This is a genomic window from Citrobacter sp. RHBSTW-00887 (genome assembly GCF_013728095.1).
In the GTDB taxonomy this organism is placed as follows: Bacteria; Pseudomonadota; Gammaproteobacteria; order Enterobacterales; family Enterobacteriaceae; genus Citrobacter; species Citrobacter braakii.
This window is the reverse complement of record NZ_CP056267.1, coordinates 843336-868892: the sequence shown is the minus strand read 5'-3', so window position 1 is coordinate 868892 and position 25557 is coordinate 843336. Positions and strand designations below refer to the sequence as shown.

Genomic DNA, 25557 nt, shown 5'->3' with positions numbered 1-25557 from the left:
TTATTTCAGAGAGCGGGCTTAATTTGGTAAAGGAATGCTTTATATGAAAGAGTTACCTATCTCTGCAGCGATTAAAATGGCGTGGCCCAATTATAAATCGATTCTACTGTTAAGCGGCAGCGCGCTCTGTATGGCGGCCCCTGCAGCGTCTTGGGCGAATGGAGGGGCTGATAGCAAAAAGCCTACGGCACCGGTTGAAGCGACCTTTAACAGTAGCTTCCTGGTTGGGGAAGCGCAAGGTGTGGATCTTTCACGCTTCCGTGATGGTAACCCGATCTTAGCGGGAAAATATTCGCTCGACGTGTATGTGAACGGCGAGTGGAAAGGCAAAAAAAACATCGACTTTAAAAACGTGCCGGGAAAAAACAGCGCTGATACCTGCTTTACCCTACTGTCGTTGGATGAGTTTGGTGTAGACACCGCGACAATGAGCGGGGACCCTGCGGTTAATACCGAGACGTGCAAAACTCTGGCTCAGTGGGTGCCTGAAGCCTATTACCGTTTGGACACCAGTACACTGCGCATGGATATCAGTATCCCCCAAGCGGCGCTGCGGCGCAGCGCTCGCGGCTATGTAGATCCGCGCTTCTGGGATCGTGGCATTACCGCCGGCAGCTTGTTGTATAACTTCAATGCGTTCAATACTCACAGCTCCGCCAACGGCAGCAATTCTGATTCAACTAATGCATACTTAACTTTGAACGCCGGGCTGAACGTGGCTGGTTGGCAACTGCGTCATGACTCCAACGTGAACTGGCGTTCTAACGACAGCACTCATTGGCAAAATACCGCGACTTACGCGCAGCGGGCAATGCCGTCTATCCGCGGCATGCTGACATTGGGTGACAGTTACACCAGCGGTGATTTCTTCAACTCCATAGGTTTTCGCGGTGTTCAGATCGCCACGGATGATCGCATGCTGCCTGATTCCTTGAACGGGTATGCGCCGGTTGTGCGTGGGGTCGCGCAAAGCAATGCTCTGGTGGAAATACGCCAGAATAACCAGCTAATCTATCAAACTACCGTTGCTCCGGGCGAGTTTATCATCAACGATCTCTATCCTACGGGTTACGGCGGCGATCTGAATGTTACCATAAATGAGGCCGATGGCAGCAAACGCCAGTTCAGTGTTCCCTATGCTTCGGTAGCGCAGATGCTTCGTCCAGGCATTCAGCGTTATGCAATAACCGCGGGTCGAGTACGCGATGATAATTTAAGCAAGGAACCCGATATGTTCCAGGCGACTTATCAGCGCGGTTTTACCAACATTATTACGGGATACACAGGTGGGATCGTCAGTGATGGCTATGGCGCAGTGCTGGTGGGCAGCGCGGTTGCGACACCGATCGGCGCATTTGCGTTCGACGTAACGCAGTCTAATACCCGACTGAAGCAAGGTGATCAGACAGGACAGAGTTATAAGCTCAGCTATAGCAAACTGATGGCCGAAACTAATACCAACTTCACTATCGCCGCTTATCGCTATTCAACTTCCGGCTACCTATCTTTGCAGGATGCCGTCTACTCCCGAGACAATGAACGCAAGGGATTGAGCGTAGATGCGGTTAACCGCCAGCGTAGCGAATACCAGCTGACGCTGAACCAAGGGCTGGGGGACAATTACGGTTCCTTGTACATCACCGGTTCGGTGCGTGATTACTGGAACCGTGGTGGGAGCACCAAGCAATACCAGGTGGGCTATAACAACTATTACAGTCGTGTGACCTATGGCCTTTCCGCTATGCGTACCACGGATATGTATAACCGAGATGAGACTCGTTATTACCTGACATTGTCGGTTCCATTCAGCGTCGGTTCGCAGACCCTGAGCCTGAATAGTTCACTAGGCTATACCGACAACGGCTACGACAGCAGTCGTGTGGGCCTGAATGGTTCAACCGGCGAAGACAACAACATCAGCTATAGTGCCACGTTGGCCAACGATCGTTCCGGCGGGACTAACAGTAGTGTGAGCGGTGAATACCGTAGTCGTTTTGCCACGATGAACGGGTCCTACAGCTATGGTAAAGATTACCGTCAATCTTCGATCGGCGTATCGGGTAGCGTCGTTGCCCATAGCGGTGGTGTCACACTGACACCGCAACGCGGGCAGACCATGGTGTTGGTGGAAGCCCCGGACGCCGCCGGCGCGATTGTGACCAACTCGTCAGGCGTTCGTATCGATGATAACGGTTATGCAGTGGTTCCTTATGTTGCGCCATATCGCATGACGAGCGTAACGCTCGATCCGAGCGGCATGTCGCGCGACGTTGAATTGGAAAGCAGCAGCCAACAGGTTGCACCCTATGCCGGTGCGATTGCCCGGTTGGAATTCAAGACAACGAAAGGCCAGGCGTTGATCATTCATGCACTCGGCCCTGATGGCAACGCGTTGCCGTTTGGCGCCGAAGTGCTGGATACCCGTAATCAGGTGGTCGGCATTGTTGGGCAGGGCAGCCGTATCTACTTGCGTACCGAAGCTCAGAAAGGTTTGTTGCAAATTAAGTGGGGCACACAGCCAACGCAGCAGTGCTCTGTCAGCTACAGCGCTAAGGCGCAAATTAATAATACTGACTACGAAATTATTGAAGCGAGTTGCAAATGATAAAGTATACATGTGTTCCATCGCTGAATAAAACGGCAGCGAAATGCCTGATGCTGCTCGGACTGCTAATGGCAGGTGGTCAGAGTGCTTATGCCGCCTGTTACGTCAATAATGGCTACAAGGCGCAAGTGATCAACATGAATCTTGGGCGTGTGCTGGTTACACCAAGCAGCCAGGTTGGGGATACTTTGGTCACCGCTCAGTTCACGATTAACCCGGTCTCTAGGTATGGCAGTTGTACTAATGGCGGCAACGCGATTGGGGAGATCCTCCAGGGCAGCCCGACGAGCTTCAGCAATGTGTGGAGTACCAATATTCCAGGTATCGGGATTCGTTTATACCGAGAAGCGGGGAGTATAAGTACCTATTATCCCCATACCTTGCGGTTGAACGGCAACATTGCTGTCAACCTGAACGGTGGTTATTTCAAGATCGACATTGTTAAAACCGCCGCACAAACCGGTTCTGGGCAACTGGTCCCTGGAAAGTACACGACTTATTATATGGATGGCTCTGGACGGAACTTACCGATGCTGGAATCGATCGTCGACGCCAACAGTCTGACAATCGTTACATCGACTTGTAACGTGGACAGCGGTTCCAAGAACAAGGTGGTTAATCTGGATACCGTCACCGCAGCCTCATTTGGTGGTGTAGGTTCAACGCAGGGCGAAAAGGCATTTGATATCAATATTAATTGCGTTGGTGGCATTGGCGAGGATCTGTTGCCGGGCAATGCGGGGCAAGGGATCGTCAATGTACGTTTTGACTATACGCAGGATGCTTCCAATGCTCCTGGCGTGATCAAATCCGAACCTGGTGCCAACACCGCATCCGGCGTTGCCATCCAGCTGTTGACTGGCAATACGACCCAGCCGATCAAGAATGGTGATGCGGTCAATGCCGGACGTATCATTCCTAACCAGTCCAATACGCTAACGTTGCCGCTGAAGGCGCGTTACTATCGCACTGGCTCGACAATTAAAGGCGGCAATATAAAATCGACCGCCACCTTTACCATCGAGTACAACTAAGCCGCGTTCAGACGAAAAAGCCAATGGAGTTACCCATTGGCTTTTTTGTTACGGAATCCCATGAATAATCTAAAAAAATCAGAAAGAGATTATCTCGCCTGTCACATCGGGGCAGGAAACAGGCGCTGATGCCGCCTGCCTATTCCGCGTTAATCCTTCCACCGTGGGGTTGATACCGGATGACGGATATAAATCTATGCGGGGGATTGATAGCAGAGCATGGTCCGCAAATCTGACAGCGTTGAATTATTGGCAGTGTGGGCAGAAAATGCCAAACACTCTGATTTTAAATTACATCGTCGGGTTGCCTAAAGAACTACTTTCGCCGGATCTGACCCGATGGGAAAAGAAGGGCAAAAATGACGAAGCCTTGTTACATTTTGCATGTGGTCTCGTCGTCTGGAATAAAGTCATATTGAGATAGATTTTTATTCAAAATTTAATTCATCATCGGCTTTTAACTTGACCATAAAATTATATAAGTCATGTGTGTTTTTTAATTTAAGTTTACTTACGATTTTCAACCTATGAGAATATACTGTCTTAAAATTAACATCTAAAATTGAAGATATTTTTTTACAATCATATTCGCTGGATATTAAGTCGAAAATAATTAATTCCCTTTGTGTTAAAGTATGAATGTAAATATATCGATGATATACTCCGTCAAGTATTTTTTGATAATCTGAAAGCGGAGATTTAAGATCTATAACAATTATTTTTGAAAAGAGGATTAGTCGATAATATGGAAAGGACTGAACATTATCAACTATGAATACAGGTACAGAATCAACAGGATTCAATAAATTATTATTGATAAACTTGATCTTCTCATAGCAGGACAAGTTATCTTTTGCTAAATTAAAAAAAATTATACTGCTGGTGTGATTCTCTATTTTAAAGTTACAACTTTCAGAGAAAGGTAATACATCAATATTTTTATTGATACTGCTGATAAATAACTGGATTGCCATTCCTGAAATATTATCTTCAGTGTAGATTTTTATTTTCTTCATCCGTATATCCTACGTATGGTCTACATTTCTTAAATATTTATCCTAGTGCATATCTCACACAACCCGATCTTTTATTCCGAGATGTTCCGAACTTACTTCCCTGTTTAATTTGAGCACAAATTCACGGTTTACTACGGCCAGATTCGACCATCATAAGCTCCGTTAATAAACATGTTTACTTCTGTGATCAGGAGTGAACTATAAACGGAGTAGAGTTAACACTCATAGTGTAATTTCTGTTTTTACCCTCTGTGGTGTCGTGATAAGTTCATCAATCCTTTTCTCTGGCCACAGATATCCCTGTAAAGCGAACCATGGCATATCTTTTAACCATGAAACATAGTGCAAAGTCTCAACACCTTCAATGACCACTTTATAATTATTTACATGGAAGTAATTTAATAATGCACACATCAGGTCCTGCCCGCCGTTCTGCGCAGATAAATTCCACAGAAGGTTTTTACTAATCTTTATATTTTGAAATGAATTATTTTCTAATGCCATAAAACCTGCATACCCTGCACCGAAATCATCCATCCAGAGTGAATACTCTTTATTTAGAGTGTTAATGATTGACCCGGATTTCACCAGCGATTCAGAAAACTCATTCATTTCAAAATGCAGACAACCGATTTTTCTTACCCATTGTATTATAGCGTCATCAGTCAGTATCTGTAATGTTGATTCATCAACATTCACTGTAGCAATAATATCATTCTGATGAAACCACGACCGATGCTTTTCAACAAGCGAAATCTGCTGCAGAAGGATCTGCGAGCGTAGTGTGACAGATATCTGACGAAAAAATTCCTCCATGGGCAAGGGGGCGTCCGTTAGACGGGTCAGACACTCTACGGCAACAATATTTCCGTCACGACCGAACATGGGTTGAAAAACATAATATACATCAGCCAGCATATTGGGTGTAGTGAGCATTAATAGCCCCTTAGGTTATTTGAAGGTGACATCAACATTAGCCGATGCATTAAAAGCACCTATTCTGGTCAGAGCTGCGTAGGTGCGCCATTTCAGGCTGGCCAGAAAATGACTTTCAATGACGCTGCCGTTGACACAGCCAAGAGTGGCCGGGTTGTTCATCGGGATCCAAGCTGTTGGGGCTGAAGAAGATATCAATATCCCAAAACCTCTGTCAGAAGTGTGCAAAATAACCGTTGCATCCTAGATGAGATTAATAATGCTGAAGGTAACCATCAGTGTTTGCCCCCCACCCTTGGTCAGTTCAGCCCTGATACTGAACGGAACCTGCTTTTCCCACTACTGCATTTCGCGCCAGAATTTTACTAAAATCCACCGCGGAATCATTATTGACTAAAAACATTATATTTTGACACATAATATATAAAATTTAGCCAAAATGTATAATCGTTATAAACGATTTATTTAACACTTTTCTTTGTTTATACCTATTGATTATGGTAATCAATAATTCTCAAACAATAGGATCAGGCTATTGAATGTAACGTTCCGGTGAACGCACATTGACGACAGTGACCGGTTCTGCATTCCACAGTTCCAGTCAGTCGATCAGGAGATTTTTCGCGAAGGGTAACAGTTCGTGCAGCCTCTCCTGCGGTAATGAAGGCAGGCGCTCCAGCACCGATTTCAGCCAGCCATACGGCTCCACGCCGTTCAGCCGCGCTGTTTCCAGCAGGCTCATGATGGCAGCAGCACGATGCCCCGCCTGCAACGATCCGGCGAACAGCCACGTATTCCGCCCCATCACCACCTGCCGGATCGCCCGTTCGCACCGGTTATTATCCAGCGGCAGCGCGCCGTCATCCACGAACCTTCTGAACTATGAGGATTATCATTGATGAGACAGTTTAAAATCTCCCACCCCGGAGAGATGATCGCCAGGGATTTAGCTGATATGGGGATTAGCGGTTGTCGATTTGCTCTCAATATTGGGGTTACGCCAGCAACCGTATCTCGCCTTCTGGCTGGAAAAACTGCATTAACTCCCGCACTTGCCATTCGAATATCTGCTGCGCTAGGCAGTACGCCTGAGTTTTGGCTCAGACTTCAAAGTGCCTTCGACTTACGCCAGCTTGAAAGCGAGATAGACACCTCAAATATCGTGCTGTATGGCACAGGAAGCGACGCAAAGACCAGCGCATAAAAGAAACCCGCCACTATCGGCGTAATGCCGATCAGTTAAGGATCGGTTGACCGATCCAGTGGCTGTGTAAGAATCCGGAAATGTTCATTCGTTTCCGGATTTTTTTATGCTTCTCAGTCAGGTACTCAACACCGTTCATAATTTTACACCGGAGGCGTTTTCTGCGCTTTCTGAACTGCTTTCACCTGAACTCATTGATGAATGCCTCGCCGATACAGGTATCGTCACTATTCGCAAACGTCGGCTTCCGATGGAGATGATGGTCTGGGCCGTGACCGGAATGGCATTGTTTCGTTCCCTGTCCATGAACCAGATAGTCTCACACCTTGATATTCTTCTGCCTGGTAAACGTCCCTTTGTGGCACCCAGCGCCGTTGTTCAGGCTCGTCAGCGACTGGAAGCCGATGTCATCCGTCTGGTCTTTGAAAAAACACGCCTGAACCGCCCCGGTTTTCCTGGAGTGAGTTAAGTTCGGGAGTTCAGGCTGCCAGATCCTTGTTCCCGATGGAAGCGTAATACGCTTTTTCTGCCTCTACGTTTTGCATGCATGGTTAGTTTCCTCTTGATTTTTCCATACGCTGTTTTAACCATGTCTTTACTTCACTTTCAGTCCAGCGGGAGCTACGGCCCAATTTAATCGGCTTCGGGAATTCACCGTCCTTGATGAGTTTATAAAACCATTTGTCTGTTAATCCAGTGTAAGCAGTAATAAAGGCCATATTAACGAGGCGATCTTTTGTGAGGTCTGTATCTGACATGTGATTATTATTTTTATGATTAAATACTGATGCATGTTCTTTCATTATTAATTCTCTTTCGGTAAATATACAATATCTGGAGTTGTTTGAAGTTTAGACTGATTTTTTTCTAAACTTTACCTTTAAAATATAACTGTGCGAAGAAAAATCACCTTCGGATATTATAAGTATCATCATTCAGGATGGATCATGAATTAATAGCGATTTTTTATATATCGTTAACTTACCTATATGCTGACATGAGTTGATCTGGCAACAGCAATAAATATTGAATAGATGGTATTAGCATTACAGCTACAATATCAGATTGACATCGGGCGATTATTTATCCAGTCGTCCAGTTCTGACTCCAGCCAGCCAACTGATTTAGTGCCCAAGCGACGTTGGATGGGAAAAGTTGGATCATATCGTGGTGATTTGGTGTTTAACCAGTCATAGATGGTCGCACGAGCGATGCCTAGCTTTTCCATGACATCTTTGATCCTGAGCATTTTAGCTGGATTTACATACTTTACTGTCTGCTGTGTTGAGTTACTTTGAGACATAATCAATACCTTTTTTGCGTTTTAGACAGGGACTATGTTGCCAACAAATGCCAGGCTACAATAGGCCTTAAGTAAATGAGCAGTTAAATCACTTCAGGGGGCTTTACTTTTTATGGATAATGTGAGTTGCGATTCTTTGGATGAAATATATCAAGACATACGCAAGGCTTTTGAAGAGAAGCTTGAAGCGTTAGTAACAAAGCTGAAAGGTTCAGTCCAATACGATGAACTGATAACAATGCGTGAAAAAGCTAATGAGGTTATTGAGGAATTTAAGACCATCGAGGAGGTACTGCCGGAGAGAATTGTTGATGAATCCCATCTAGATAATTTCCGTTTACTACAGGAATTTAATGATGTTAATGGAATTATTGTGCCAAAACCGTATGTCTATAAAAAAACTTACGCTGAGGCTCGGGCCAGTATACAGAAAGAAATGTTTGACGGTCGAATTTCTGGAATTATCAAATTAGTGGATGAAAACTTCTGGTTACATTATCTTTTTATGGGGTTTAAGGATTTTTACTGGAGTGAGTATATTTTATCAAATGGCAATAAAAAAGATAGTTGCGAGTTTTTACTTTATGCACTACTTTATATCACCTACGCCGCAGACAGAAATGATAAAGCAAAGACTGGTGATTGGCTTAGATTAAATGAAAGGTTTGATAGAATTAAAAGAAAATCAGCATCAAGCCTTGGCGGAAAGAAAAAATCAAAAGATCTCGATTATCTAAAGTTATATATATCTTCAGCGCTGTCCGATCATTCCCCTGAAGGTGGTTGGGAAAGCAAGAGGCAATTCATTGATACCATTATCCCACTCGTTGTAAAACTTGATGGAGAACACAATTCCGAAAAATGGAAGGGAGATCCAATAAAAAGGGAAAACACATTACGTAATAGAATCGATAAATGGTTATTGGACGACCTGCGGGACAATTATGATAAATTTATTCGAAATAAGAATAAGCGTTAATTAATTGAGTTAAAAATAACTTTTTGCACCTCCAATGCCCTTCCATATCTCATGTATTCACAAGTGTGCTTAACACTTGACCAGGGAAGGGCATTATTTTTCTTTGCAAACTTAGAATAGTATAAAATTAATATGATAATGTCCGGAGGTGACAGTGATAACTGATGTTTTTCCCGCCTGGAACACCATCCCTGAAAATAATATTTTTATAAAAAAAGTTTTTATATATTTTCAAAAACATCATATATATCAATTTATTGCCACTCCATTTGAAATATTCAACATATCTTAATCACTGCTATCAGTTGCTACTGGTAGCAACTGATAGCAGTGCAGTTGACATCAATGACGATGGATATGTATTATTTCGCTGGTGCTGCCATTACTATTTTTAATTTTTTCAATTCTTATTTTCTCATCTTCTTCCAGATAAGCTAGCGCATCGTTAAGTTTTCTTGAGTTTCTTAGAGCATATGGGCCTTTTCTCCTTACTATCATTTTATTCAGAATGGTGGGAGTGTTTAATATTTGAGGGTAATTAACATCAGGATCCTTGTATTTTAATAACCATTTGTACAATATATCAGCGTTATGCTCTATTGAATCTGAGCATGATGAGATAGCATCAAGAGCCTGTTGATAATAAAAATACGCTGTTTTCGCACCTGCCTGAATGGTTCTTTCAGATATTTCATTTCCGTGCTCATCACTAAAAAGATGAAAAACCCCAGCCAGTCTGACAATATTTTCAGGCATCTTAGACAACATGCCTTCTACAACAGGATGTTTCTCTCTGTCTTTAAGTATACGTGATTCAATATGTTTATATACTAAACCGAGTGCTGACTGAGCCTCTTCGGATAAGTATAGATATTTATGCTTTTCATTATTTTTGTACCTCTCTTCAGAAAGCAGCAGTAGTTCCTTTATTCTGTCATGAAACCTGATGGTGTTACTTTTACTGTTATTCTTAACAGAGCTGCGGTGACCTCTTTTTGAAGTTACTCCGGTTATCATAAAACGGGACAGAAACCCTGAGCCTACTGCATAATCCCCCTGAAGTTTGATATATTTTTTAAACTCACTGGACTGAATCATTAATAACATTGTAAACATACATTCATCCATACTACATCTGCCACTTTTTCGTTCTATATCAAACGGAGCTCCATCCCATAAAAGGTTTAAAAATCCCAGGTTATTCTTTGCACGTCCTTTGAAGAAAATACCGGCCTCATCCGACATAAGACTCGATGAAGGCACATGACTGCAGAGTCCCTGCTGTAGCGCTTCTGGTGTCGTATCACTGTAGATCAACTTATGCAATGCGGGTGGTTGCGGTTTTTTTCGGTAAAGCTCTTTCATGCTCTGAGTATCGTATTCAACATCAATTCCTTTCTCGGTTTTTTTACTAATCACTTTCAATAGTGCTTTCTCCTGACTTTTCCATGACTGAAGTTCTGCATTGTAATCCAGCATTAATAACGTATATTTTTGACGTGATTCCTTTTCAAAATCAAAAAATGGTTGTGTGACTAATTTAAATACGGCACTTTTTCTCTCTCCAGAGTCAGCAATAACGGTGTAATACATTGGGCAAGGGCTCACTCTCCCGTCTGGATGTTGTATTTTTATTACCCCCTGGCATGCCAGTGATACAGCAGCCAGAACAACTGTTTCAATGAGTTCTACCGGAGCCTGTAGTTCTCTTTCTATCTCCTCCACGGCATCTCTTAAAATGGGAGGAAAAAAATTTACAGGATTGTTATTTCTATCATTAAGCGAACATCCAACACTCATATCTTATCTCTCATGTCAAGTTTATTTTAAGGGTATCTCCTTCCGGTAATGAGAATATGCTATCCGGCTGCTATTTGGAATACACCAGAAAACCATCAGACCAAATTAGCTTTATTTGGATTGATATTATTTTAGTCAGGATTGCTTTGCTACCTGATACTGTACAGATATGAGTCATGAACAGCTCTGTTCTGGTCTGTTTTACCCATGGGGAAATAGATAATTTGTGATGCCATTATTTAAAGCTACATCCAAAATTACGTTCACCATCTGTAAAGCATTTGCTTTTCTTTTTTGCAAAGTAACTTGTCCGGTAAATCAGTGAGCCATATGACTCACTTTGCTTGCCATCCTTTGCATTCAGGTAATAACAAGGATTGCTGGGTGTGTGGACTAACTCTTTATCGGGGGGATAAATGAAACTGACAGCACTCATCCATGACTCACGTATAAGGCGGAGGAGTGTACCTTTTTTACTATCGTACGCTCCCAGTGTATTGAAAGTGTCCCCGTTGAGTAACAGTAATACGTGATAATGTTTCTTATGTGAATCAGGTACAAACTCTCTGGCCCAGACAACGCGTAATGATGTTTTACGAACGCGTTTACCCTCTTTCTCCCGTTTGTTAAGATGATGTGAAATTTTTGCTTTCAGAGAATCCGTAAAGCGGGATATTACTGATGAATCTGTCCTTGCGAAATTAGCCTCATCAGGCATGTCATTTAATGGTTTGAGAACAGGAGTATGTAAATCTATTCTTACAGCCAATACTCTTGAGTGTTCACTCAATGCTTTATCAATAGTTTGTTCTATTTTCTTTAAATGGTATTGATTCAATTTTCCGTGAGAGGTGATATATTCGTACATACTATTTGTTTCCTTTTTTATATTTCGAAAGTGTTAGTCGTAGTAGAGCTGATTATTTAATTAAATCACTTTCTCTACGCTTGTATTGTTCATATGCATTATACATACGGTATATGTTTACTTGCCGAGTTATATGCATGAGCGTTGTTTTATTAGTGATGGAATGTTTGTTGGTTTCAATGTATTGAATTACATATGTTCTCATGTTTATTAATCTACAGGCATTGGTTTATATGTGTCGATATGTATCATTAACCTATATACACATCTATATACATACATAGACAAACGCCACTGTTCTTTAGTCAGGGGTTGAAATTGCAATAAAGGAAGGAATTAACGATATTCATGATTTTTATACCTTTTTAGCCATCAAATTGCTCTGGACTTATCACATATAATGTTTGGGCTTTTTATTAAGTTATGGATGAGTTTGAACCTATATTACTTTGGCGAAAATCCGTTATCCCTCGAAGGATATATCTATTCTTGAAGGTTAAGCGGTTTGGTACAAACAGATAAATTAAGGAGCTCATCATGAAACTAGCCAGTCGTTTTGGACGGGTAAATCAGGTACGGCGCGACCGCCCGTTAACCCGTGAAGAATTGATGCATTACGTCCCCAGTGTTTTTAGTGAGAATAAACACGAATCCCGCAGTGACCGATATACCTGGATACCGACCATCACTATTCTTGATAATCTGCAGCGGGAAGGTTTTGAGCCTTTTTTTGCCTGCCAGACCCGCGTACGTGACCAGAGCAGACGGGAGCACACCAAACACATGTTGCGCCTGCGTCGTGCCGGACAACTCACCGGCCAGCAGGTTCCCGAAATTATCCTCCTCAATTCACACGATGGCTCATCCAGCTATCAGATGTTGCCGGGACTGTTTCGTGGCGTCTGTACCAACGGACTGGTCTGCGGGCAGTCATTCGGCGAAGTACGGGTGCCGCATAAAGGGGATGTGGTGGAGAAAGTTATTGAAGGGGCTTACGAGGTACTGGGGATATTTGACCGGGTTGAGGAGAAACGTGATGCCATGCAGTCGGCTCTGTTACCACCACCAGCGCAGCAGGCGATGGCGAGGGCTGCTCTCCACTATCGTTTTGGTGAAGACCACCAGCCCGTCACTACCGCTCAGATACTGACGCCACGACGTTACGAAGACCGCAGTGACGACCTCTGGACGGTGTACCAGCGGGTGCAGGAGAACCTGATGAAGGGAGGACTGGCGGGACGCACTGCACAAGGACGAAGCAACCGTACCCGTGCTGTGAACGGTATCGACGGCGATGTGAAACTTAATCGTGCGCTGTGGGTGATGGCAGAGAATATGCTCGAACTGCTGGGACAGGAATGACTTCGACGAGGAGAGACATACCCGTGAACACCGAAACTCACCCACACCTTCCCTCCGGCCCGTTTACGCGTGAGCAGGCCTCAGGCATCGCAGCGCAATATGACAACGTCGCCATTGAAGACGACCAGGGAACGCATTTTCGTCTGGTTATTCGTTGCGAAGGTGTGATGGTCTGGCGGGCATGGAACTTTGAACCTGAAGCCGGAGTGATGCTGAATCGCTACATCGCACGTTATGGCATCCGCAGGTCCTGACCAACCTTACCAGACTTCAGTCTCAGCCTTTCCCGCCAGCCCTGACCGGCTGGCTTTTTTATTTCCGGAGTCATTAATCATGAACAACGCATTAACGGATAACACCATTCCGACAGACACTCTTTGTGCCATACCTGTTAAAGATGAACAGCGCCTTCGTTTCTGGCCTCAGCATTTTGGTCGTATCCCGCAGTGGATAACCCTCGAACCCCGCATCTTTGCCTGGATGGACCGGTTGTGTGCGGATTACAGCGGTGGTGTCTGGGATTTTTACACTCTCAGCAACGGTGGCGCTTTCATGGCTCCGGAAGAGAGTGAAGGTCCCTGGTCGCTGTTCAATATCCTGAATGGTAACGGCGCTGAAATGAGTGCTGAAGCTGCCGGGATTGCAGCCTGTCTGATTGCTTACAGCCACCATGCCTGCCGCACGGAGTGTGATGCCATGACGGAACACTATTACCGTCTTCGGGACTACGCGCTGAACCATCCGGAATGCAGCGCCATTATGCACATTATCGACTGAGGTCCCGCACCATGGAAAAACAGTTACCGTTGTTTGCATATGAACTGACGGCATCAGCACAACAGACCATCCGCGAGGCACTGACCCTGCTGGAGCGCCAGTTACGCGAACCCGGCGCATCGTTTACGTCCAGCAGCTCAGTACGTGACTGGTTACGGCTCCAGCTGACAATGGAGGAAAGAGAGGCATTTGTTCTGCTGCTGCTGGATAACCAGCACCGGCTGATTACGCACGAAACGCTGTTCAAAGGCACCATCAGCCACACTGAAGTCCATCCACGGGAAGTGGTGAAGGCCTCCCTGAAATACAATGCGGCAGCGGTGATTGTTGCTCACTGTCATCCCTCAGGTCATGCCGAACCCAGTCAGGCTGACAGACGGGTGACAGAGCGTCTGAAGAATGCTCTGGACCTTGTGGGTGTGCGTCTCCTGGACCACCTCGTTATCGGCGGAATGGATATCGTCTCGTTTGCTGAACGGGGCTGGTTGTAAGGGAGGAGTATTAATGAAAATTATCAGTAAGCGTCAGGCGATGGCGATATACCGCCAGCATCCACAGTCCCGGTTGTTTCGCTTCTGTACCGGCAAATATAAATGGTCCGGCAGCATCTGCCACTATGTCGGTCGCGAGGTGGAAGATATCAGCGGTGTACTGGCCGTATTCGCTGAGCGCCGCCAGGACCGCAATGGCCCGTATGTCGTATTACGCAGCGTAAGCCTGAATTAATTCACGATTAAGAAGGACTACATTTTGTCGAAGAAAACCACGATAACAACGCATGATATCAGCGAACCCTGGTGGGGGCTCAGGCGCAGTGTCTCTCCGTGTTTTGGGGCCCGTCTGGTCCAGGAGGGGAATCGGCTGAATTATCTGGCTGACCGTGCGAACTTTGATGGTCAGTTCTGCGATGCGGATTTGCGCCATCTTGACCAGGCTTTCCCGGTATTGATGAAACAGCTGGAGTTAATGCTTACCAGCGGTGAACTGAATCCCCGTCATCAGCACTGCGTCACGCTGTATGCAAAAGGTCTGACCTGCGAGGCCGATACCCTCGGCTCACACGGTTACCTTTACCTCGCGATTTACACAACGCCTGCTACTGCCGCATAACCCCTGCGCCGTAGAGCACCATCCATAAAGAGATCACACCATGAAAATATTATCAGACTCCCCCACACGGGCGGCGCCGTCGCGCCCGTCTCCCGTTGAAATCTGGCAGACTCTGTTGACGTACCTGCTGGATCAGCACTACGGTCTTACGCTTAACGACACACCGTTTGGCCACGATGGCGTGATCCAGGAGCATATTGGCACCGGGATCACCCTGTGTGATGCGGTGAATCTTATCGTCGAAAAATACAAACTGGTCCGTATCGATCGTCACGGTTTCAGCGCAGACACACAGTCACCGCTTATCGGCAGTATCGATATCCTGCGGGCCCGAAAAGAAACTGGGCTGATGACCCGCCATGGCTACAGAGCGATTACTGATATCACGACGGGTAAATACAGTGAGGCCGGGCAATGAAACTCTCTCTGACCGTGGAAGCCGATGCCATCAACGTACTGGCCCTCAATATGGGCCGGATCGCTGTAGATATTGACGGGATTGAACTGGCCGACCTGATGAATGTGGTCAGCGATAACGGTTATTCACTTCGTGTTGCTGATACTCCCGGAAAGCTGGTTGTTGAAGATCCGCTACCACGTACCACCCGTCTGAACGGGATCCAGTGCAGCACCGCGCATATTACCGAAGACGACAACACCCTGCTGTTTACATTGTCACATCAACATGAAGACCATGGTGACAGTGAATGGATAAGTTATACCGGATCCGGCTATCTGATTTATCTGGATTCCTGGCAGTACCCGGTACTCCAGCTTAAGAAGCGGGGATTATCGAAGCCCTGCCGTCGGCTAATCGTGACGCTGATACGTCTCCACGCCATCAGAATTATCCTTCTGGATGCTCTGGGCGAATTGCTGCCCGGCTTTGCCACTTTCGACTGGTAGACCCTCATTCCGATATACTCAGTCTCTGCAACACATCCGGTCAGAATAATCGCTATCCGATATTAACCTTACGCATAAACGCCAGCCTTCATCGGCTGGCGCTTTGCTTTATATAAGGAAGGAGAACCATGTCAGAACTTACTCTCACCGAATCCGAAGTGTTAACTGACCATACTGACGTAATTTGCTCCACCAGCATTGAACGCATCATCATCGGACGTAGTAACGTACTTAAACAAATTGAGACACTGATACAACACGTTGCCGATATATCGACGCTGACCAGCAGTATCGGCGGTAAAACTGTTCTGGACTGGGCCATGAAGATGAGATGTTTTCTATTAAGTACTTTCAGAAGGGAACAGCGCATATCACATTTAAGCGGGCAGAGCTGGTTGATAAGCTGAATGACATCATCGCCCACCACTACCCTGGCACGCTGGCATCCATGCAGTAGTCAGGATGATTTACCTGTCTGCACATAAGTGGAATTTCATTACCAGTGAAGGGGCTAAACAAACGCCTTGCCATCTCAACTACTTATGGCCAAAATAAAGCAGGCGTACCTGGTGCTTTTCTTCTGGTGGTTTGTTACTGGATCCTTGTGACGCACCAGGTGCGTCGCCAGACATAAGACCATAATGAAGCATCTACACATCATCCTCATATGACCATCCCCTTGCCGTCCCCGATTCGGTTTTTAAATTCGTAACAGGTGGGACAGAGGGTACAAATGAGGGTACATTTTTAACCACATCAAAAATTTTACTTGTAAATCATAAGAATAAAGCAAAGCATCGATTCCGAGTCCGGCACCACTATCCAAAGCCGGTTGGTCAGATTTGCAAGACGCAATTCTGACGGACACGAAGGTGAGCCAGTAAAAACACGATGTAACGCTGTTACCGTAGTGGAAAGAAAGGCTCCTGAAAAACAGACTTGTTTGCCGCAAGTCTGTTTTTTCGTGCGTGATCTTTACAGCTTTTGTTTGCTAATGTCAAATTGTGTCAGTGCTGTATTCATCACACTGCTACATCAACTCCGTTTCCAGTATATCCCGCAGACTATCAACACTTTCATCAATGTATTCCAGCGTTGACGTGATACTCACATGACCCAACAGTTTCTTCACCGCATACAGATTACGCTCCGGGGATTTCATCATGTGCGTAGCAACCGTGTGCCGGAACCGGTGCGGAGTGATCGTGAATTTGCACTCCCGGGATAAGCGCCGGAAGAACGCTCTCAACGGGAACTCATTCATCACTTCCGGGTATTTACGCTTTCTTACCAGGTCAAACCAGCCCACATTGAACACCTGATCATCCGACTCCATCCCAGCCTCACCGGCTTTTCTCACCAGTTCCTCCCGCGACGGATACAGCGACGAGACAATCGGAACCCGATGCTCGCGATGGTTTTTCGCTCCCTCGATGTTCAGGTCAATCCACCGTTCCTCAAGGTTAATATCACCCAGCCGTATATGCAGAAGCTGATTTTGTCGTATGGCCGTATAGCGGAAAACATTCACCACCGTCAGCCAGAACCATACCGGGAGTAGCGCATTTCTGCGACCGTTGAACATACTGCTGTTCCCCTTCCCTGTCTCAGCGTCCAGATGTTGCGCCATCAGCCGGTACATCGCATCCATTTGCGTCTGTGTCAGCGTCTTCTTCTTTTTTGTTCCCGGACGAACAACCGCGCCATTGAAAGGATTTTCAGCCTGCGGTAATAATCCCTGCTTAATACCAAAATTAAACAACGCCCTCATATGCGCCACCTTGTTATTCCACGTCCTAGTGGCGCAGTTTTGATCATTCAATACCCGATGCCGCCATTTCAGTACCGTAAGATGATCGATATTCGCAGGATTATGCGGCGTAAACCCCTCAAACGAGCGAACGACTTTCTGGTAACTCCACTCTGTCGCCGGTCGCAGTGATTTGCTGTAAAAATAGTGTTCAGTCAGTGTCCCAAAGGTGCAGGCAGTCATAAGAATATCCTTATATAACAATCAATAAGGGGTTATCTCCCGGATTGTTATCGCTACCATAAACTTTACTGGCAAGTACCAGATAGCCGCTCAGTTTCTGGAAACGCCCTTCCAGCTGTTCATTCTGGTACAGATGACAGGTATACATCGTGCCATTGTCCTGTCGGTGATGCCCCAGTTGCTCAAACGCCCGCTGGAGCCGCACTTTATCGTCTCCCGGCGTCCCCTTGTCGGATAAAAACTGGTGAAAAATTCCCGGGGTCCGTAAAAAGACAAAACCGGCCACCAGATGAATACGCGCATCTGGGGTATTCACTGCCAGGCTTCCGTTGCCGCAGCCGGTGATTAACCATTGCCAGAATACGTCTTCGGGATCGTTGTTCGTCGCGGATTGCGGAACGTCTTCCTGGCTTTCCGGCTCATCGTTCATCATTGCCTCATAGCCCATCATCGCCAGCAGCATATCCGTATCATCCGGCGCTTCCGGCATATCATCGTCTTCAGCTAAGAGCGGCGCTGAAATCAGTTCCCTGATTGATGCCACGCCTTCCTGAACAGGAGACAAAGCGGGCTGACTCCCCGCCTGAGCAGGTATCAACACGTCTGGCTGTAACAATTCCGTGACCACTTCCGCAGGGACTGGTACAACGGCAGCAGCTAGTGTGTCCACCGTCATCGGTGCAGCGGATATGCCTGAAGAAAGGTGAACGGCCTCAGAAATAATGGCGTTAATCACGCCCGATTGCGCCCGGAAGCCGGTCAGGTAAGTCGATAAGGTTTTAACCGCTTCAGGCCAGGTGCTTAACCAGTCAATCGCTTCCGGGGGCATAATCCGCCAGGCCATCATCGCGCCGAAACTTTGCTGCCGTTCCGGAGATAGCTCAGGAACAAAACGAAAGCGGTAAGGCTCAGGCGGCGCATCCAGCAGAGGGAACCAGCGCTTGCCGCTCTCCAGCTCAACATGCAGATGGCAAAGGGACTCAAGGGAAGACAGCATGGCCGCATAGACAACCACCGCATTCCAGGCCGCGCTTTGCGCCGCCTGTTCTTCTGGTGGAGCGCCAACCGGCAACATATAGCTTTTCGACAACCGCGCCGCATACGACACCGTCTCCAGCATGTAATCGACCATTCCTCCCGGGCGGGCATGTAAGCCCGTTTCCGCCAGCGGAAACTGCTGCATCAGGATGACGCAACGCTCCAGCGGCACCAGATAATACTGACGATACATCTCTTTCGGCAGGGACGAATAATCCCAGAGTGATTGCAGACATTGTTGACGGCGGGTTGTCGCCAGCAGTTCGCTGGCTGGCATCGACAAATAATAGCTTGGCGGTGCCGTGGGTTTTGCGGTTTTGGGGGCTGGAGTGACTGTCGGGCGCTCACGACCCGGACGAAAGAAGGATTTCAGACTGAGCATCTAAGCGATAACCCGTTCAGGAAAGCTGACCGTAATATCATCACAGATGGGTCGGTCCTGGCTGACACGCTTCAGAAAAGGAAGTGCTGAGGTGGATTCGGTTGATAACGCGTCACTCATGATGTGTTCCATTTCACAGTAAAGCCGCTATTCTCCGAGTACTGATGGATACCCTCAACCATCAACTGTTTACCAGTACTGAAAAATTACCGAAAAAAATGCTCCCGCAGGAGCATTATGGTGAAAAGTGTATGGATCACTTTACGGGCCGGTTAACAGATTTCCGGCAAACGGTTCTGACTGTCGGCAAAGAGCGAGAAGTGGACATTTACATATTTGTTCCAGTGGCCAAATTTAGTGCACCACTACAGTATCGATTAACACCTATCCTTTAAATCTGGTCGGCCTATGCGTAAACAATCGATTTTTGAAGTCAAGGTTAGGGCAGCTCTTCCCGCTTAACCAATGGAACGCTGTAATCAGGTCGAATACTCTTTGAACCCGGCATAGCTCGCATCTCTTGCGGGAAATGCCAGATATTAAAATCCTTATTCGGGAATGTATCGTAATGGAAAAAATCCCAGCCAAGCAGAGCAGCCATACGTTCAAAGGCAAGCTCCTTAGCCACTGATAGTTCTCGCCGAGGATTAAGGTACTTCAAGTACCCAGAGTTCACAGCTCCGGTCAGAATGTCGACAACCTGTAATCCAAGATGATGCTTAGAGTCGTGCATCGTCACAGACTTAACCAGCTTCTTCATCCCTGCCCTAGCCAGCATGTTGTTAGCAACAATACCTGTCACTTCATCGTTCTTTTTGTATTTATCAATCTTCTGGTCGATGATCACCTCAACGTCACTCTTAATCTGCTTAGCAACGTTCTTAACGAGCATTGTGTACGTCTGGTAAAAAGCCAACTCCCTGTCCGTTTGCCAGTTGTTGTAAATGTTCTTAACTACAACAATTGAGTGGAAGCAGCACGAGTTCTTGAGCACCATAGCCAGCAGCTCAATGCAAATGTTTGCCTGCCCTGCACTGTTCTTAATCTTGGACCACTTCAACTCACCGACAATCCCGTACTTATCTTTTAATTTCTGGACGCGCTCATTGAAGATGTGCAACGTGTCTTTACGCACACACAGCAAACCAATGCCATAACAGCGGTCACTCCCTGTCGTACCACTCTCATCACCAAAAGCCACGTATTCCATACAAATACCCGCATAAAATTGAATGGGTATTTTATGCTCAACCCAAGCGACAGACAATGTTTGTAGGTCTACTCAAGAGCCTTTAGGTATCTAATGTATCCATACGCTCGCACAATCTACTCACGGCACTTGACGGGCAGGACGAAGGTCTTATATGAGCGAAAATCGGAAGTTAGTGTCCTCATAATTTTGGTAGAATATTCGAACTTTTCCTTTTTAAGAAACTTGAGACTTTATGAAAAAATCACTCTTGCTAGTTATGTTTCTTTTCTCATCTTGTGTTACTGCGAGTAATGACCTAGATCTTTATGATAATCAAGGCAACGCCGTCGTTTATATTTCACTTGATGACGAGTTGACTTTATATAGTTGGGAGGGCGAACCAAGCGCCTACCTTAAACGTAACCAGAACAATGAGTTTGATGTTTATGGCTTCAATGGGAATCATTTAGGCTGGTTTACTAAAGGTAAGTTGATTGATCACGATGGCTATGTGGCCTGTGCAGTAAAAGACATGGTTACCACACCTAATTTGCCATCACTTAAATCACTTAAGAGCCTCAGGCCCCTAAAATCGCTAACGGAACTTCCCCCTCTTTTCCCATTGCTAAAAAATGCCTTTGGTCAGACAAATTGTTCTTTGTTAGTAGCTTCAGGCGTTGCATAAATCCACAACGGATGCATTTCTTGAAAGGGATGCCCCTTCAGAGGAAAAATACTTACGGTATCCGCTCCTAGTGTAAATAGACCCGTTTTAGTTCCATGCATTTTTTGAGATCCCGGCCAAATAATGGTGCTGTCGGTATTCCTCCGGTGTCATATTGTTCAGTGATTCATGCGGACGTTCACAGTTATATTCTGACACCATTTCTCCGTGATTTCCCGCACTTCATTCAGCATTCTGAACAGATAAAAATCGAGTATTTCTGTACGGTATGTCCGGTTAAAGCGCTCAATGAAAGCGTTCTGCGTCGGCTTACCTGGCTGGATAAACTCCAGTTTTACTGCATGTTTCTCTGCCCATTCAGCCAGTGCCAGAGAGATAAATTCCGGACCATTATCCATGCGCAGCATGACCGGATACCCGCGATTTGCCGCGATCCTGTCGAGTACACGGACCACGCGCTGAGCTGGCAGATTCAGATCGATTTCAATCGACAACGCCTCACGGTTAAAGTCATCAACGACATTGAACGTGCGAATACGACGGCCACAGACCAGGACATCATGCATAAAATCGACAGACCAGCTCTGATTCAGCGCTTCCGGCGTGGCCAGTGGCGAGGGATTACGCACCGGCAACCGCTGTTTGCCCTTACGACGAAAGTTCAGCTTCAGCAGACAATAAATACGATGGATCCTTTTGTGATTCCACGGGTGTCCCTGCCGCCTCAGAACCTGAAAAAGTTTCGGAAAACCGTATCGTGGGTATCGCTCGGCCACTGCCTGCAACGCGACAATAACGGGTTCGTCACGTGTGGTATCCGGGCGGTAATGGTAAACCGTTCTGCTCAGGTTAAGACTCCGACAGGCCTGACGGATACTGAGTCCGAACGTCGTTATCAGATGAGTGACCAGCTCACGCATAAAGGCTGATTTTAAAGCTTTTTTTCGATAACGTCTTTCAGCGCCCGGTTCTCAAGGCTCAGGTCGGCAAACATCCGTTTGAGACGTCGGTTCTCGTCCTCAAGATCCTTGATCTTTTTAATATCAGAAGCCTCCAGGCCGCCGTATCTGGACTTCCATTTGTAGTAGGTGGCTTCAGAGATACCGGCCTCCCGGCAGACATCCTTAACAGTTCGTCCGGCTTCAACCGACTTAATCACGGCAATGATCTGATGCTCAGTAAAACGGGCTTTACGCATAGCAATCTACTTTGTTGGCAGATTGATTATGCCGGAGGATCTCTAAATATGAATGGCACGATTATGCGGGATACTTACACATCGGCCCGTTGAACTCACAGTGATTACCGGTCTACAAGAGTGACGAAATGAGAGTTGTTCCTGTACCTAAATCCCAGGCTGCATTTGCAATAGGCAGATGAAACAGAATTATGACATGTAAAAACGGGTATTACTTGATGATGGTAGTATCTAAAAAAGGGGGCAGAACAAGCGCCCCCATGAATGGCTGAATAACCTGACACAGGAAGAGTACAGGCTGATGACTTAAAGCCCGAATGTGTCAGAATTAACACGAGCGTGCTACATTTATTATACCAACATAAAAGAGCCAGCTAAATAATAGTAATATTTATCTCATCTAAGACCTCATTCGTGTATCCATACACTTTCTCTGGCAATGGGTCATTATAATGATCACATACGATCTGGACATAGAGTGTATATTTACCACTTGGAATATGTTCACTAACCTTCGAACTGATGGTGTTGGAAAAACTTTCATTTAAATAGATAAGTCCTTTTTCAGACCCTATTAAGTACTCATTAAAATCCTCATCTTTTAATTTAACATTGAACGTTACAATTTCCACACTTGGAAGATGCGAATATTCAATCATATATTGCGATGAAAATGTAACATCAAACTGTTCTAAATGATTGAATTCATTCTTACTCACTTCAATACTTTTAGTCAGGAACATAAAATCATAAGGATTCCGGTAAAATATATTGACTAGTGCTGGATTACTAACGGAAATATCTCCAGGCTTAACAATATATCGATTCTCATTATCGTCGAAATCACTATGCGTCAACCGTATTGAATATTCTGCAACAGGTTGTGACTGGTCAACATTGAGTTGACCAGGGTTTATATTAAGGTCAATCTTAATTTCCCCCAGTTCTGTAACCCCATAACTTTTTTTATTACTCCTGATAATACGTCCGTTTACATCCAAATATTCAATGTAAAAATCGCAAAGCTTATTACCTTCAAAAACAATAGGTTGAATAACAACCTCAGATGGTGGGTAAGTTGCACCTGAATATAAAACATCTGGTAGAGGTATATTCTTTGATAAGGAAAAAAATTCACTATAATTTTCTTCTGATAAAATATAAACATCAGATTCAAATAAATCTAACTTCTCAAAAACAGGGAACACTTCTTCACTTTTTGTAGCAATGATAACTCTATAATTTTGTTCTACAGATATTTCATTGAAGTCGCCTTTAATTACAAATGGTGAGTTTTCACCATTATCTAAACGTACAATAGTACTACCTAGAGTTTTAATAATGTTAGTATTGATATCAGTAAGTAATAGGAAAAATTCTTTTACCTCATCAATCTCACTATGTATTTTTATTTCTACTTCTATTTGACTTCCATAAGGAATAGTAGTGGGGATCACTACATCATTTACTAAATGTAATGTCTCACATACATGCCGATTAATCGTAACCTTTTCTTTTAAGATATTATTGCTACTATCCTTAAGCTTTTGCATCATACCATCTTTGCTAAGATACATTACTTCCACATATCTTTCACCAAAAGATATATCAATCGGCATTTCAATAGGAATTATTAAACTAGACTCCTCACCTGATGCGAGGGAAATATTAACATTTTTGCTTATAACATTTCTTTTAAAATTATTTTTATCACAGGACACTAAGTTCAAATGTCCCTCAAAACTAGTATCTGTAATATTTTTTATAACGACCTCAACAGAACTCGAAGATAGCTGGGTTAAAACATTATTAGTTACTAATAATTTTTCTGCTACCAACAACGGTTCAGATGATGGCCTAATGCCAAATATAATACACACTGGTTTACAACCCTGCATATCATTAGTTAAGTTATAGTAATAGCTACTGCCCCCCCCCCAGCCATAATTAAAAGAAAAAACACCATCCCCCATGTAACCATCACATACAGTTGAATGCCCTGGAATATCAACCAAAACAGGGAATCCCATTTGCAGGTTTTCTATAACGGCATCGTTTATAGTTGATTGTTGAATATAATCGGTATAGTTATTCGTCTCTTTGTATGAGATATATGATATGTCATCTTCATAGCTAAAGTTATCGACAAGCGCACTTATCTCTTCTAAAAAATCCAGTTGAGAGCTAGATGATAAACCAAAGTGCGTGTTGATTGCACATGCAACATGTCCAATCATAGTTGATATTGCATCTCGTGCTTCTTCTGATAGAGCCTTATCATCCATTAAATCCCAACGATACACATATCCATCGATATTAATTTGTGGATCTTCAGCCATAATACCATTAATCATCCCCTTACCTTTAGCTGGATAGGAATTAGCTCTCATTAATTGAGCAATAGCCAGGGCAGTACAACCGACTAAGTACGGTTTTACAAAGTTATTATACGGTGCCGATTGAATCCAGTGACTTGTTGTTAATGGCCCTATAAGATACTCTCTTTCTTTCACACTTGCGCGTTTCATTTTCCATCCTCAATTTCAAAAAAATTAATTAACACTTTATAGATTATTTAAATTTCTGACAGCAAATAATAAAAACCATAGACCTACAATGAATATCATTTTGACTTTATATTCTAAAATCAGTATTGCCCTCCCATCCTGGACCATACACCGGTAAAAAAACTCTCTTTAATTAATAGAGAAAATATAAAGTTTCGTCGTAAAGACAATACAACCACATGCCTTAAGGAGAAACATTTAGTTGAACACATCAAAAATATAGATTTAAAATTCAATGAAAGATATACATACAAGATAAAACACTAATGATATTTAATGCAACTGAATCGACACAGATTTAACGGACACATTAGAGTGATTTAAAATAGTTAAAAAAGATAATGACCATAAACTGTAAACGTTAACACAAAAATTTTAAGTTAAAACGCTAAAACGAATAGTTGAATGAGGTCATCCTGTTCATCAGAGCAGCATCACATATTTATATCGCATCTCAAAATCTCTACACCAGGATAAATAAGTATAGCCGGAATTGTCTGCTAACAACGCACAGTCAAATACTCAGGCCGCCCCCCCTACAAATCCCAAAAGAACTGTAGCAGGTTACTAATGAGTGACATATTTTACTTTGAAAAACCGTC

Annotated in this window: 25 protein-coding genes and 5 pseudogenes; 17 read left to right on the top strand and 13 right to left on the bottom strand. The window is 44.7% G+C overall.

The genetic code is table 11. From position 1 onward, the window contains the following. Positions 1–43: 43 nt before the first annotated feature. The 3 genes and pseudogenes from HV314_RS04185 to HV314_RS27530 all read left to right on the top strand — a co-directional run. A complete protein-coding gene (locus HV314_RS04185; RefSeq protein WP_014837265.1) occupies positions 44–2605 on the top strand; it encodes a fimbria/pilus outer membrane usher protein in 2562 nt (853 codons plus the stop codon). Beyond that, on the top strand, positions 2602–3639 hold the full coding sequence (locus tag HV314_RS04180; protein WP_181500197.1) for a fimbrial protein: 1038 nt from the start codon (positions 2602–2604) through the stop codon (positions 3637–3639). The genes HV314_RS04185 and HV314_RS04180 overlap by 4 nt, the downstream gene beginning before the upstream one ends. A gap of 331 nt (positions 3640–3970) precedes the next feature. Continuing rightward, positions 3971–4063, top strand: a pseudogene (locus HV314_RS27530) (IS5/IS1182 family transposase); the annotation flags it as partial. Between the two features lie 4 nt (positions 4064–4067). Here the strand turns inward: HV314_RS27530 and HV314_RS04175 are convergent. From HV314_RS04175 to HV314_RS04160, 4 genes and pseudogenes are all read right to left on the bottom strand, one after another. Beyond that, positions 4068–4655, bottom strand: a complete 588-nt coding sequence (locus tag HV314_RS04175; RefSeq protein ID WP_047683733.1) for a LuxR C-terminal-related transcriptional regulator — start codon at positions 4653–4655, stop codon at positions 4068–4070. Positions 4656–4877: 222 nt separating this feature from the next. Further along, positions 4878–5591, bottom strand: coding sequence for an EAL domain-containing protein (locus HV314_RS04170; protein ID WP_042933967.1), 714 nt, complete (start codon positions 5589–5591; stop codon positions 4878–4880). Positions 5592–5606: 15 nt separating this feature from the next. Continuing rightward, complete coding sequence (locus HV314_RS27265; protein ID WP_014837269.1) at positions 5607–5753, bottom strand: hypothetical protein; 147 nt, start codon at positions 5751–5753, stop codon at positions 5607–5609. A 439-nt stretch (positions 5754–6192) separates the two neighbouring features. Next, a pseudogene (locus HV314_RS04160) lies at positions 6193–6465 on the bottom strand (transposase domain-containing protein); the annotation flags it as partial. A 24-nt stretch (positions 6466–6489) separates the two neighbouring features. Between HV314_RS04160 and HV314_RS04155 the strand changes: the two are divergent. Next, positions 6490–6795 (top strand): HigA family addiction module antitoxin, encoded by a 306-nt coding sequence (locus tag HV314_RS04155; protein ID WP_042933968.1) that lies wholly within the window; start codon positions 6490–6492, stop codon positions 6793–6795. Between the two features lie 106 nt (positions 6796–6901). After that, positions 6902–7228, top strand: a pseudogene (locus HV314_RS04150) (transposase domain-containing protein); the annotation flags it as partial. A 118-nt stretch (positions 7229–7346) separates the two neighbouring features. Here the strand turns inward: HV314_RS04150 and HV314_RS04145 are convergent. Then, positions 7347–7553, bottom strand: a complete 207-nt coding sequence (locus HV314_RS04145) for a helix-turn-helix transcriptional regulator (protein WP_047725194.1) — start codon at positions 7551–7553, stop codon at positions 7347–7349. Between the two features lie 302 nt (positions 7554–7855). After that, positions 7856–8098 carry a helix-turn-helix transcriptional regulator gene (locus HV314_RS04140; RefSeq protein WP_044350487.1) on the bottom strand — a complete coding sequence of 81 codons (243 nt, stop codon included), beginning with the start codon at positions 8096–8098 and terminating at the stop codon, positions 7856–7858. Positions 8099–8210: 112 nt separating this feature from the next. On the opposite strand from HV314_RS04140, the gene HV314_RS04135 reads away from it, so the two are divergent. Continuing rightward, on the top strand, positions 8211–9077 hold the full coding sequence (locus tag HV314_RS04135) for a hypothetical protein (protein ID WP_181547434.1): 867 nt from the start codon (positions 8211–8213) through the stop codon (positions 9075–9077). A gap of 342 nt (positions 9078–9419) precedes the next feature. On the opposite strand, the gene HV314_RS04130 is transcribed toward HV314_RS04135, so the two are convergent. Together HV314_RS04130 and HV314_RS04125 are read right to left on the bottom strand one after the other, a co-directional pair. Beyond that, positions 9420–10877, bottom strand: coding sequence for a YfjI family protein (locus tag HV314_RS04130; protein ID WP_080748438.1), 1458 nt, complete (start codon positions 10875–10877; stop codon positions 9420–9422). Between the two features lie 235 nt (positions 10878–11112). Further along, positions 11113–11745 (bottom strand): inovirus Gp2 family protein, encoded by a 633-nt coding sequence (locus HV314_RS04125; protein WP_181547432.1) that lies wholly within the window; start codon positions 11743–11745, stop codon positions 11113–11115. 537 nt (positions 11746–12282) lie between these two features. On the opposite strand from HV314_RS04125, the gene HV314_RS04120 reads away from it, so the two are divergent. From HV314_RS04120 to HV314_RS27525, 10 genes and pseudogenes are all read left to right on the top strand, one after another. Beyond that, complete coding sequence (locus HV314_RS04120) at positions 12283–13107, top strand: DUF932 domain-containing protein (RefSeq protein ID WP_044349280.1); 825 nt, start codon at positions 12283–12285, stop codon at positions 13105–13107. Positions 13108–13130: 23 nt separating this feature from the next. Continuing rightward, positions 13131–13361 (top strand): DUF905 domain-containing protein, encoded by a 231-nt coding sequence (locus HV314_RS04115; RefSeq protein ID WP_087776359.1) that lies wholly within the window; start codon positions 13131–13133, stop codon positions 13359–13361. Positions 13362–13440: 79 nt separating this feature from the next. Continuing rightward, positions 13441–13884 carry an antirestriction protein gene (locus HV314_RS04110; protein ID WP_044349284.1) on the top strand — a complete coding sequence of 148 codons (444 nt, stop codon included), beginning with the start codon at positions 13441–13443 and terminating at the stop codon, positions 13882–13884. Between the two features lie 11 nt (positions 13885–13895). Then, positions 13896–14375: a RadC family protein gene (radC, locus tag HV314_RS04105; RefSeq protein WP_044349286.1), complete on the top strand. Its 480-nt coding sequence runs from the start codon at positions 13896–13898 to the stop codon at positions 14373–14375. A 13-nt stretch (positions 14376–14388) separates the two neighbouring features. After that, positions 14389–14610: a DUF987 domain-containing protein gene (locus HV314_RS04100; RefSeq protein WP_044349288.1), complete on the top strand. Its 222-nt coding sequence runs from the start codon at positions 14389–14391 to the stop codon at positions 14608–14610. Positions 14611–14634: 24 nt separating this feature from the next. Beyond that, positions 14635–14994: a type IV toxin-antitoxin system YeeU family antitoxin gene (locus tag HV314_RS04095; protein ID WP_044349290.1), complete on the top strand. Its 360-nt coding sequence runs from the start codon at positions 14635–14637 to the stop codon at positions 14992–14994. Positions 14995–15034: 40 nt separating this feature from the next. Beyond that, entirely contained in the window at positions 15035–15412 is a 378-nt protein-coding gene (locus HV314_RS04090) for a TA system toxin CbtA family protein (protein WP_044349292.1), read from the top strand. Next, positions 15409–15900: a DUF5983 family protein gene (locus HV314_RS04085; protein WP_044349294.1), complete on the top strand. Its 492-nt coding sequence runs from the start codon at positions 15409–15411 to the stop codon at positions 15898–15900. The genes HV314_RS04090 and HV314_RS04085 overlap by 4 nt, the downstream gene beginning before the upstream one ends. A 128-nt stretch (positions 15901–16028) precedes the next feature. Next, positions 16029–16235 (top strand): annotated as a pseudogene (locus HV314_RS27260) (DUF4942 domain-containing protein); the annotation flags it as partial. Further along, positions 16232–16357, top strand: coding sequence for a DUF4942 domain-containing protein (locus HV314_RS27525; protein WP_223306642.1), 126 nt, complete (start codon positions 16232–16234; stop codon positions 16355–16357). The pseudogene HV314_RS27260 and the gene HV314_RS27525, both read left to right, overlap by 4 nt. Before the next feature lie 573 nt (positions 16358–16930). On the opposite strand, the gene HV314_RS04075 is transcribed toward HV314_RS27525, so the two are convergent. The 3 genes from HV314_RS04075 to HV314_RS04065 all read right to left on the bottom strand — a co-directional run bounded on the left by HV314_RS04075 (position 16931) and on the right by HV314_RS04065 (position 20523). After that, the gene (locus tag HV314_RS04075; RefSeq protein ID WP_181547429.1) at positions 16931–17893 is read right to left on the bottom strand and encodes a tyrosine-type recombinase/integrase; all 963 of its coding nucleotides are present in this window, start codon (positions 17891–17893) and stop codon (positions 16931–16933) included. Between the two features lie 10 nt (positions 17894–17903). Beyond that, on the bottom strand, positions 17904–19313 hold the full coding sequence (locus HV314_RS04070; protein ID WP_181547427.1) for a TraI domain-containing protein: 1410 nt from the start codon (positions 19311–19313) through the stop codon (positions 17904–17906). 439 nt (positions 19314–19752) lie between these two features. Beyond that, entirely contained in the window at positions 19753–20523 is a 771-nt protein-coding gene (locus tag HV314_RS04065; RefSeq protein WP_181547425.1) for a DUF3800 domain-containing protein, read from the bottom strand. 235 nt (positions 20524–20758) lie between these two features. Here HV314_RS04065 and HV314_RS04060 point away from each other — a divergent pair, with 235 nt between their 5' ends. Next, entirely contained in the window at positions 20759–21190 is a 432-nt protein-coding gene (locus tag HV314_RS04060; RefSeq protein ID WP_181547424.1) for a 4-fold beta flower protein, read from the top strand. Positions 21191–21277: 87 nt separating this feature from the next. Here the strand turns inward: HV314_RS04060 and HV314_RS04055 are convergent. Then, positions 21278–22388, bottom strand: a pseudogene (locus HV314_RS04055) (IS3 family transposase). Positions 22389–22762: 374 nt separating this feature from the next. Then, positions 22763–24916 carry a C10 family peptidase gene (locus HV314_RS04050; protein WP_181547423.1) on the bottom strand — a complete coding sequence of 718 codons (2154 nt, stop codon included), beginning with the start codon at positions 24914–24916 and terminating at the stop codon, positions 22763–22765. Between the last annotated feature and the right edge of the window lie 641 nt (positions 24917–25557).

What these genes read in the sequence shown, in the direction of transcription:
- HV314_RS04185 (WP_014837265.1), top strand. Translation starts at nt 44, where the DNA reads ATGAAAGAGTTACCTATCTCTGCAGCGATTAAAATGGCGTGGCCCAAT.
- HV314_RS04180 (WP_181500197.1), top strand. Translation starts at nt 2,602, where the DNA reads ATGATAAAGTATACATGTGTTCCATCGCTGAATAAAACGGCAGCGAAA.
- HV314_RS04175 (WP_047683733.1), bottom strand. Translation starts at nt 4,655, where the DNA reads ATGAAGAAAATAAAAATCTACACTGAAGATAATATTTCAGGAATGGCA.
- HV314_RS04170 (WP_042933967.1), bottom strand. Translation starts at nt 5,591, where the DNA reads ATGCTCACTACACCCAATATGCTGGCTGATGTATATTATGTTTTTCAA.
- HV314_RS27265 (WP_014837269.1), bottom strand. Translation starts at nt 5,753, where the DNA reads ATGAACAACCCGGCCACTCTTGGCTGTGTCAACGGCAGCGTCATTGAA.
- HV314_RS04155 (WP_042933968.1), top strand. Translation starts at nt 6,490, where the DNA reads ATGAGACAGTTTAAAATCTCCCACCCCGGAGAGATGATCGCCAGGGAT.
- HV314_RS04145 (WP_047725194.1), bottom strand. Translation starts at nt 7,553, where the DNA reads ATGTCAGATACAGACCTCACAAAAGATCGCCTCGTTAATATGGCCTTT.
- HV314_RS04140 (WP_044350487.1), bottom strand. Translation starts at nt 8,098, where the DNA reads ATGTCTCAAAGTAACTCAACACAGCAGACAGTAAAGTATGTAAATCCA.
- HV314_RS04135 (WP_181547434.1), top strand. Translation starts at nt 8,211, where the DNA reads ATGGATAATGTGAGTTGCGATTCTTTGGATGAAATATATCAAGACATA.
- HV314_RS04130 (WP_080748438.1), bottom strand. Translation starts at nt 10,877, where the DNA reads ATGAGTGTTGGATGTTCGCTTAATGATAGAAATAACAATCCTGTAAAT.
- HV314_RS04125 (WP_181547432.1), bottom strand. Translation starts at nt 11,745, where the DNA reads ATGTACGAATATATCACCTCTCACGGAAAATTGAATCAATACCATTTA.
- HV314_RS04120 (WP_044349280.1), top strand. Translation starts at nt 12,283, where the DNA reads ATGAAACTAGCCAGTCGTTTTGGACGGGTAAATCAGGTACGGCGCGAC.
- HV314_RS04110 (WP_044349284.1), top strand. Translation starts at nt 13,441, where the DNA reads ATGAACAACGCATTAACGGATAACACCATTCCGACAGACACTCTTTGT.
- radC (WP_044349286.1), top strand. Translation starts at nt 13,896, where the DNA reads ATGGAAAAACAGTTACCGTTGTTTGCATATGAACTGACGGCATCAGCA.
- HV314_RS04100 (WP_044349288.1), top strand. Translation starts at nt 14,389, where the DNA reads ATGAAAATTATCAGTAAGCGTCAGGCGATGGCGATATACCGCCAGCAT.
- HV314_RS04090 (WP_044349292.1), top strand. Translation starts at nt 15,035, where the DNA reads ATGAAAATATTATCAGACTCCCCCACACGGGCGGCGCCGTCGCGCCCG.
- HV314_RS04085 (WP_044349294.1), top strand. Translation starts at nt 15,409, where the DNA reads ATGAAACTCTCTCTGACCGTGGAAGCCGATGCCATCAACGTACTGGCC.
- HV314_RS27525 (WP_223306642.1), top strand. Translation starts at nt 16,232, where the DNA reads ATGTTTTCTATTAAGTACTTTCAGAAGGGAACAGCGCATATCACATTT.
- HV314_RS04075 (WP_181547429.1), bottom strand. Translation starts at nt 17,893, where the DNA reads ATGACTGCCTGCACCTTTGGGACACTGACTGAACACTATTTTTACAGC.
- HV314_RS04070 (WP_181547427.1), bottom strand. Translation starts at nt 19,313, where the DNA reads ATGCTCAGTCTGAAATCCTTCTTTCGTCCGGGTCGTGAGCGCCCGACA.
- HV314_RS04065 (WP_181547425.1), bottom strand. Translation starts at nt 20,523, where the DNA reads ATGGAATACGTGGCTTTTGGTGATGAGAGTGGTACGACAGGGAGTGAC.
- HV314_RS04060 (WP_181547424.1), top strand. Translation starts at nt 20,759, where the DNA reads ATGAAAAAATCACTCTTGCTAGTTATGTTTCTTTTCTCATCTTGTGTT.
- HV314_RS04050 (WP_181547423.1), bottom strand. Translation starts at nt 24,916, where the DNA reads ATGAAACGCGCAAGTGTGAAAGAAAGAGAGTATCTTATAGGGCCATTA.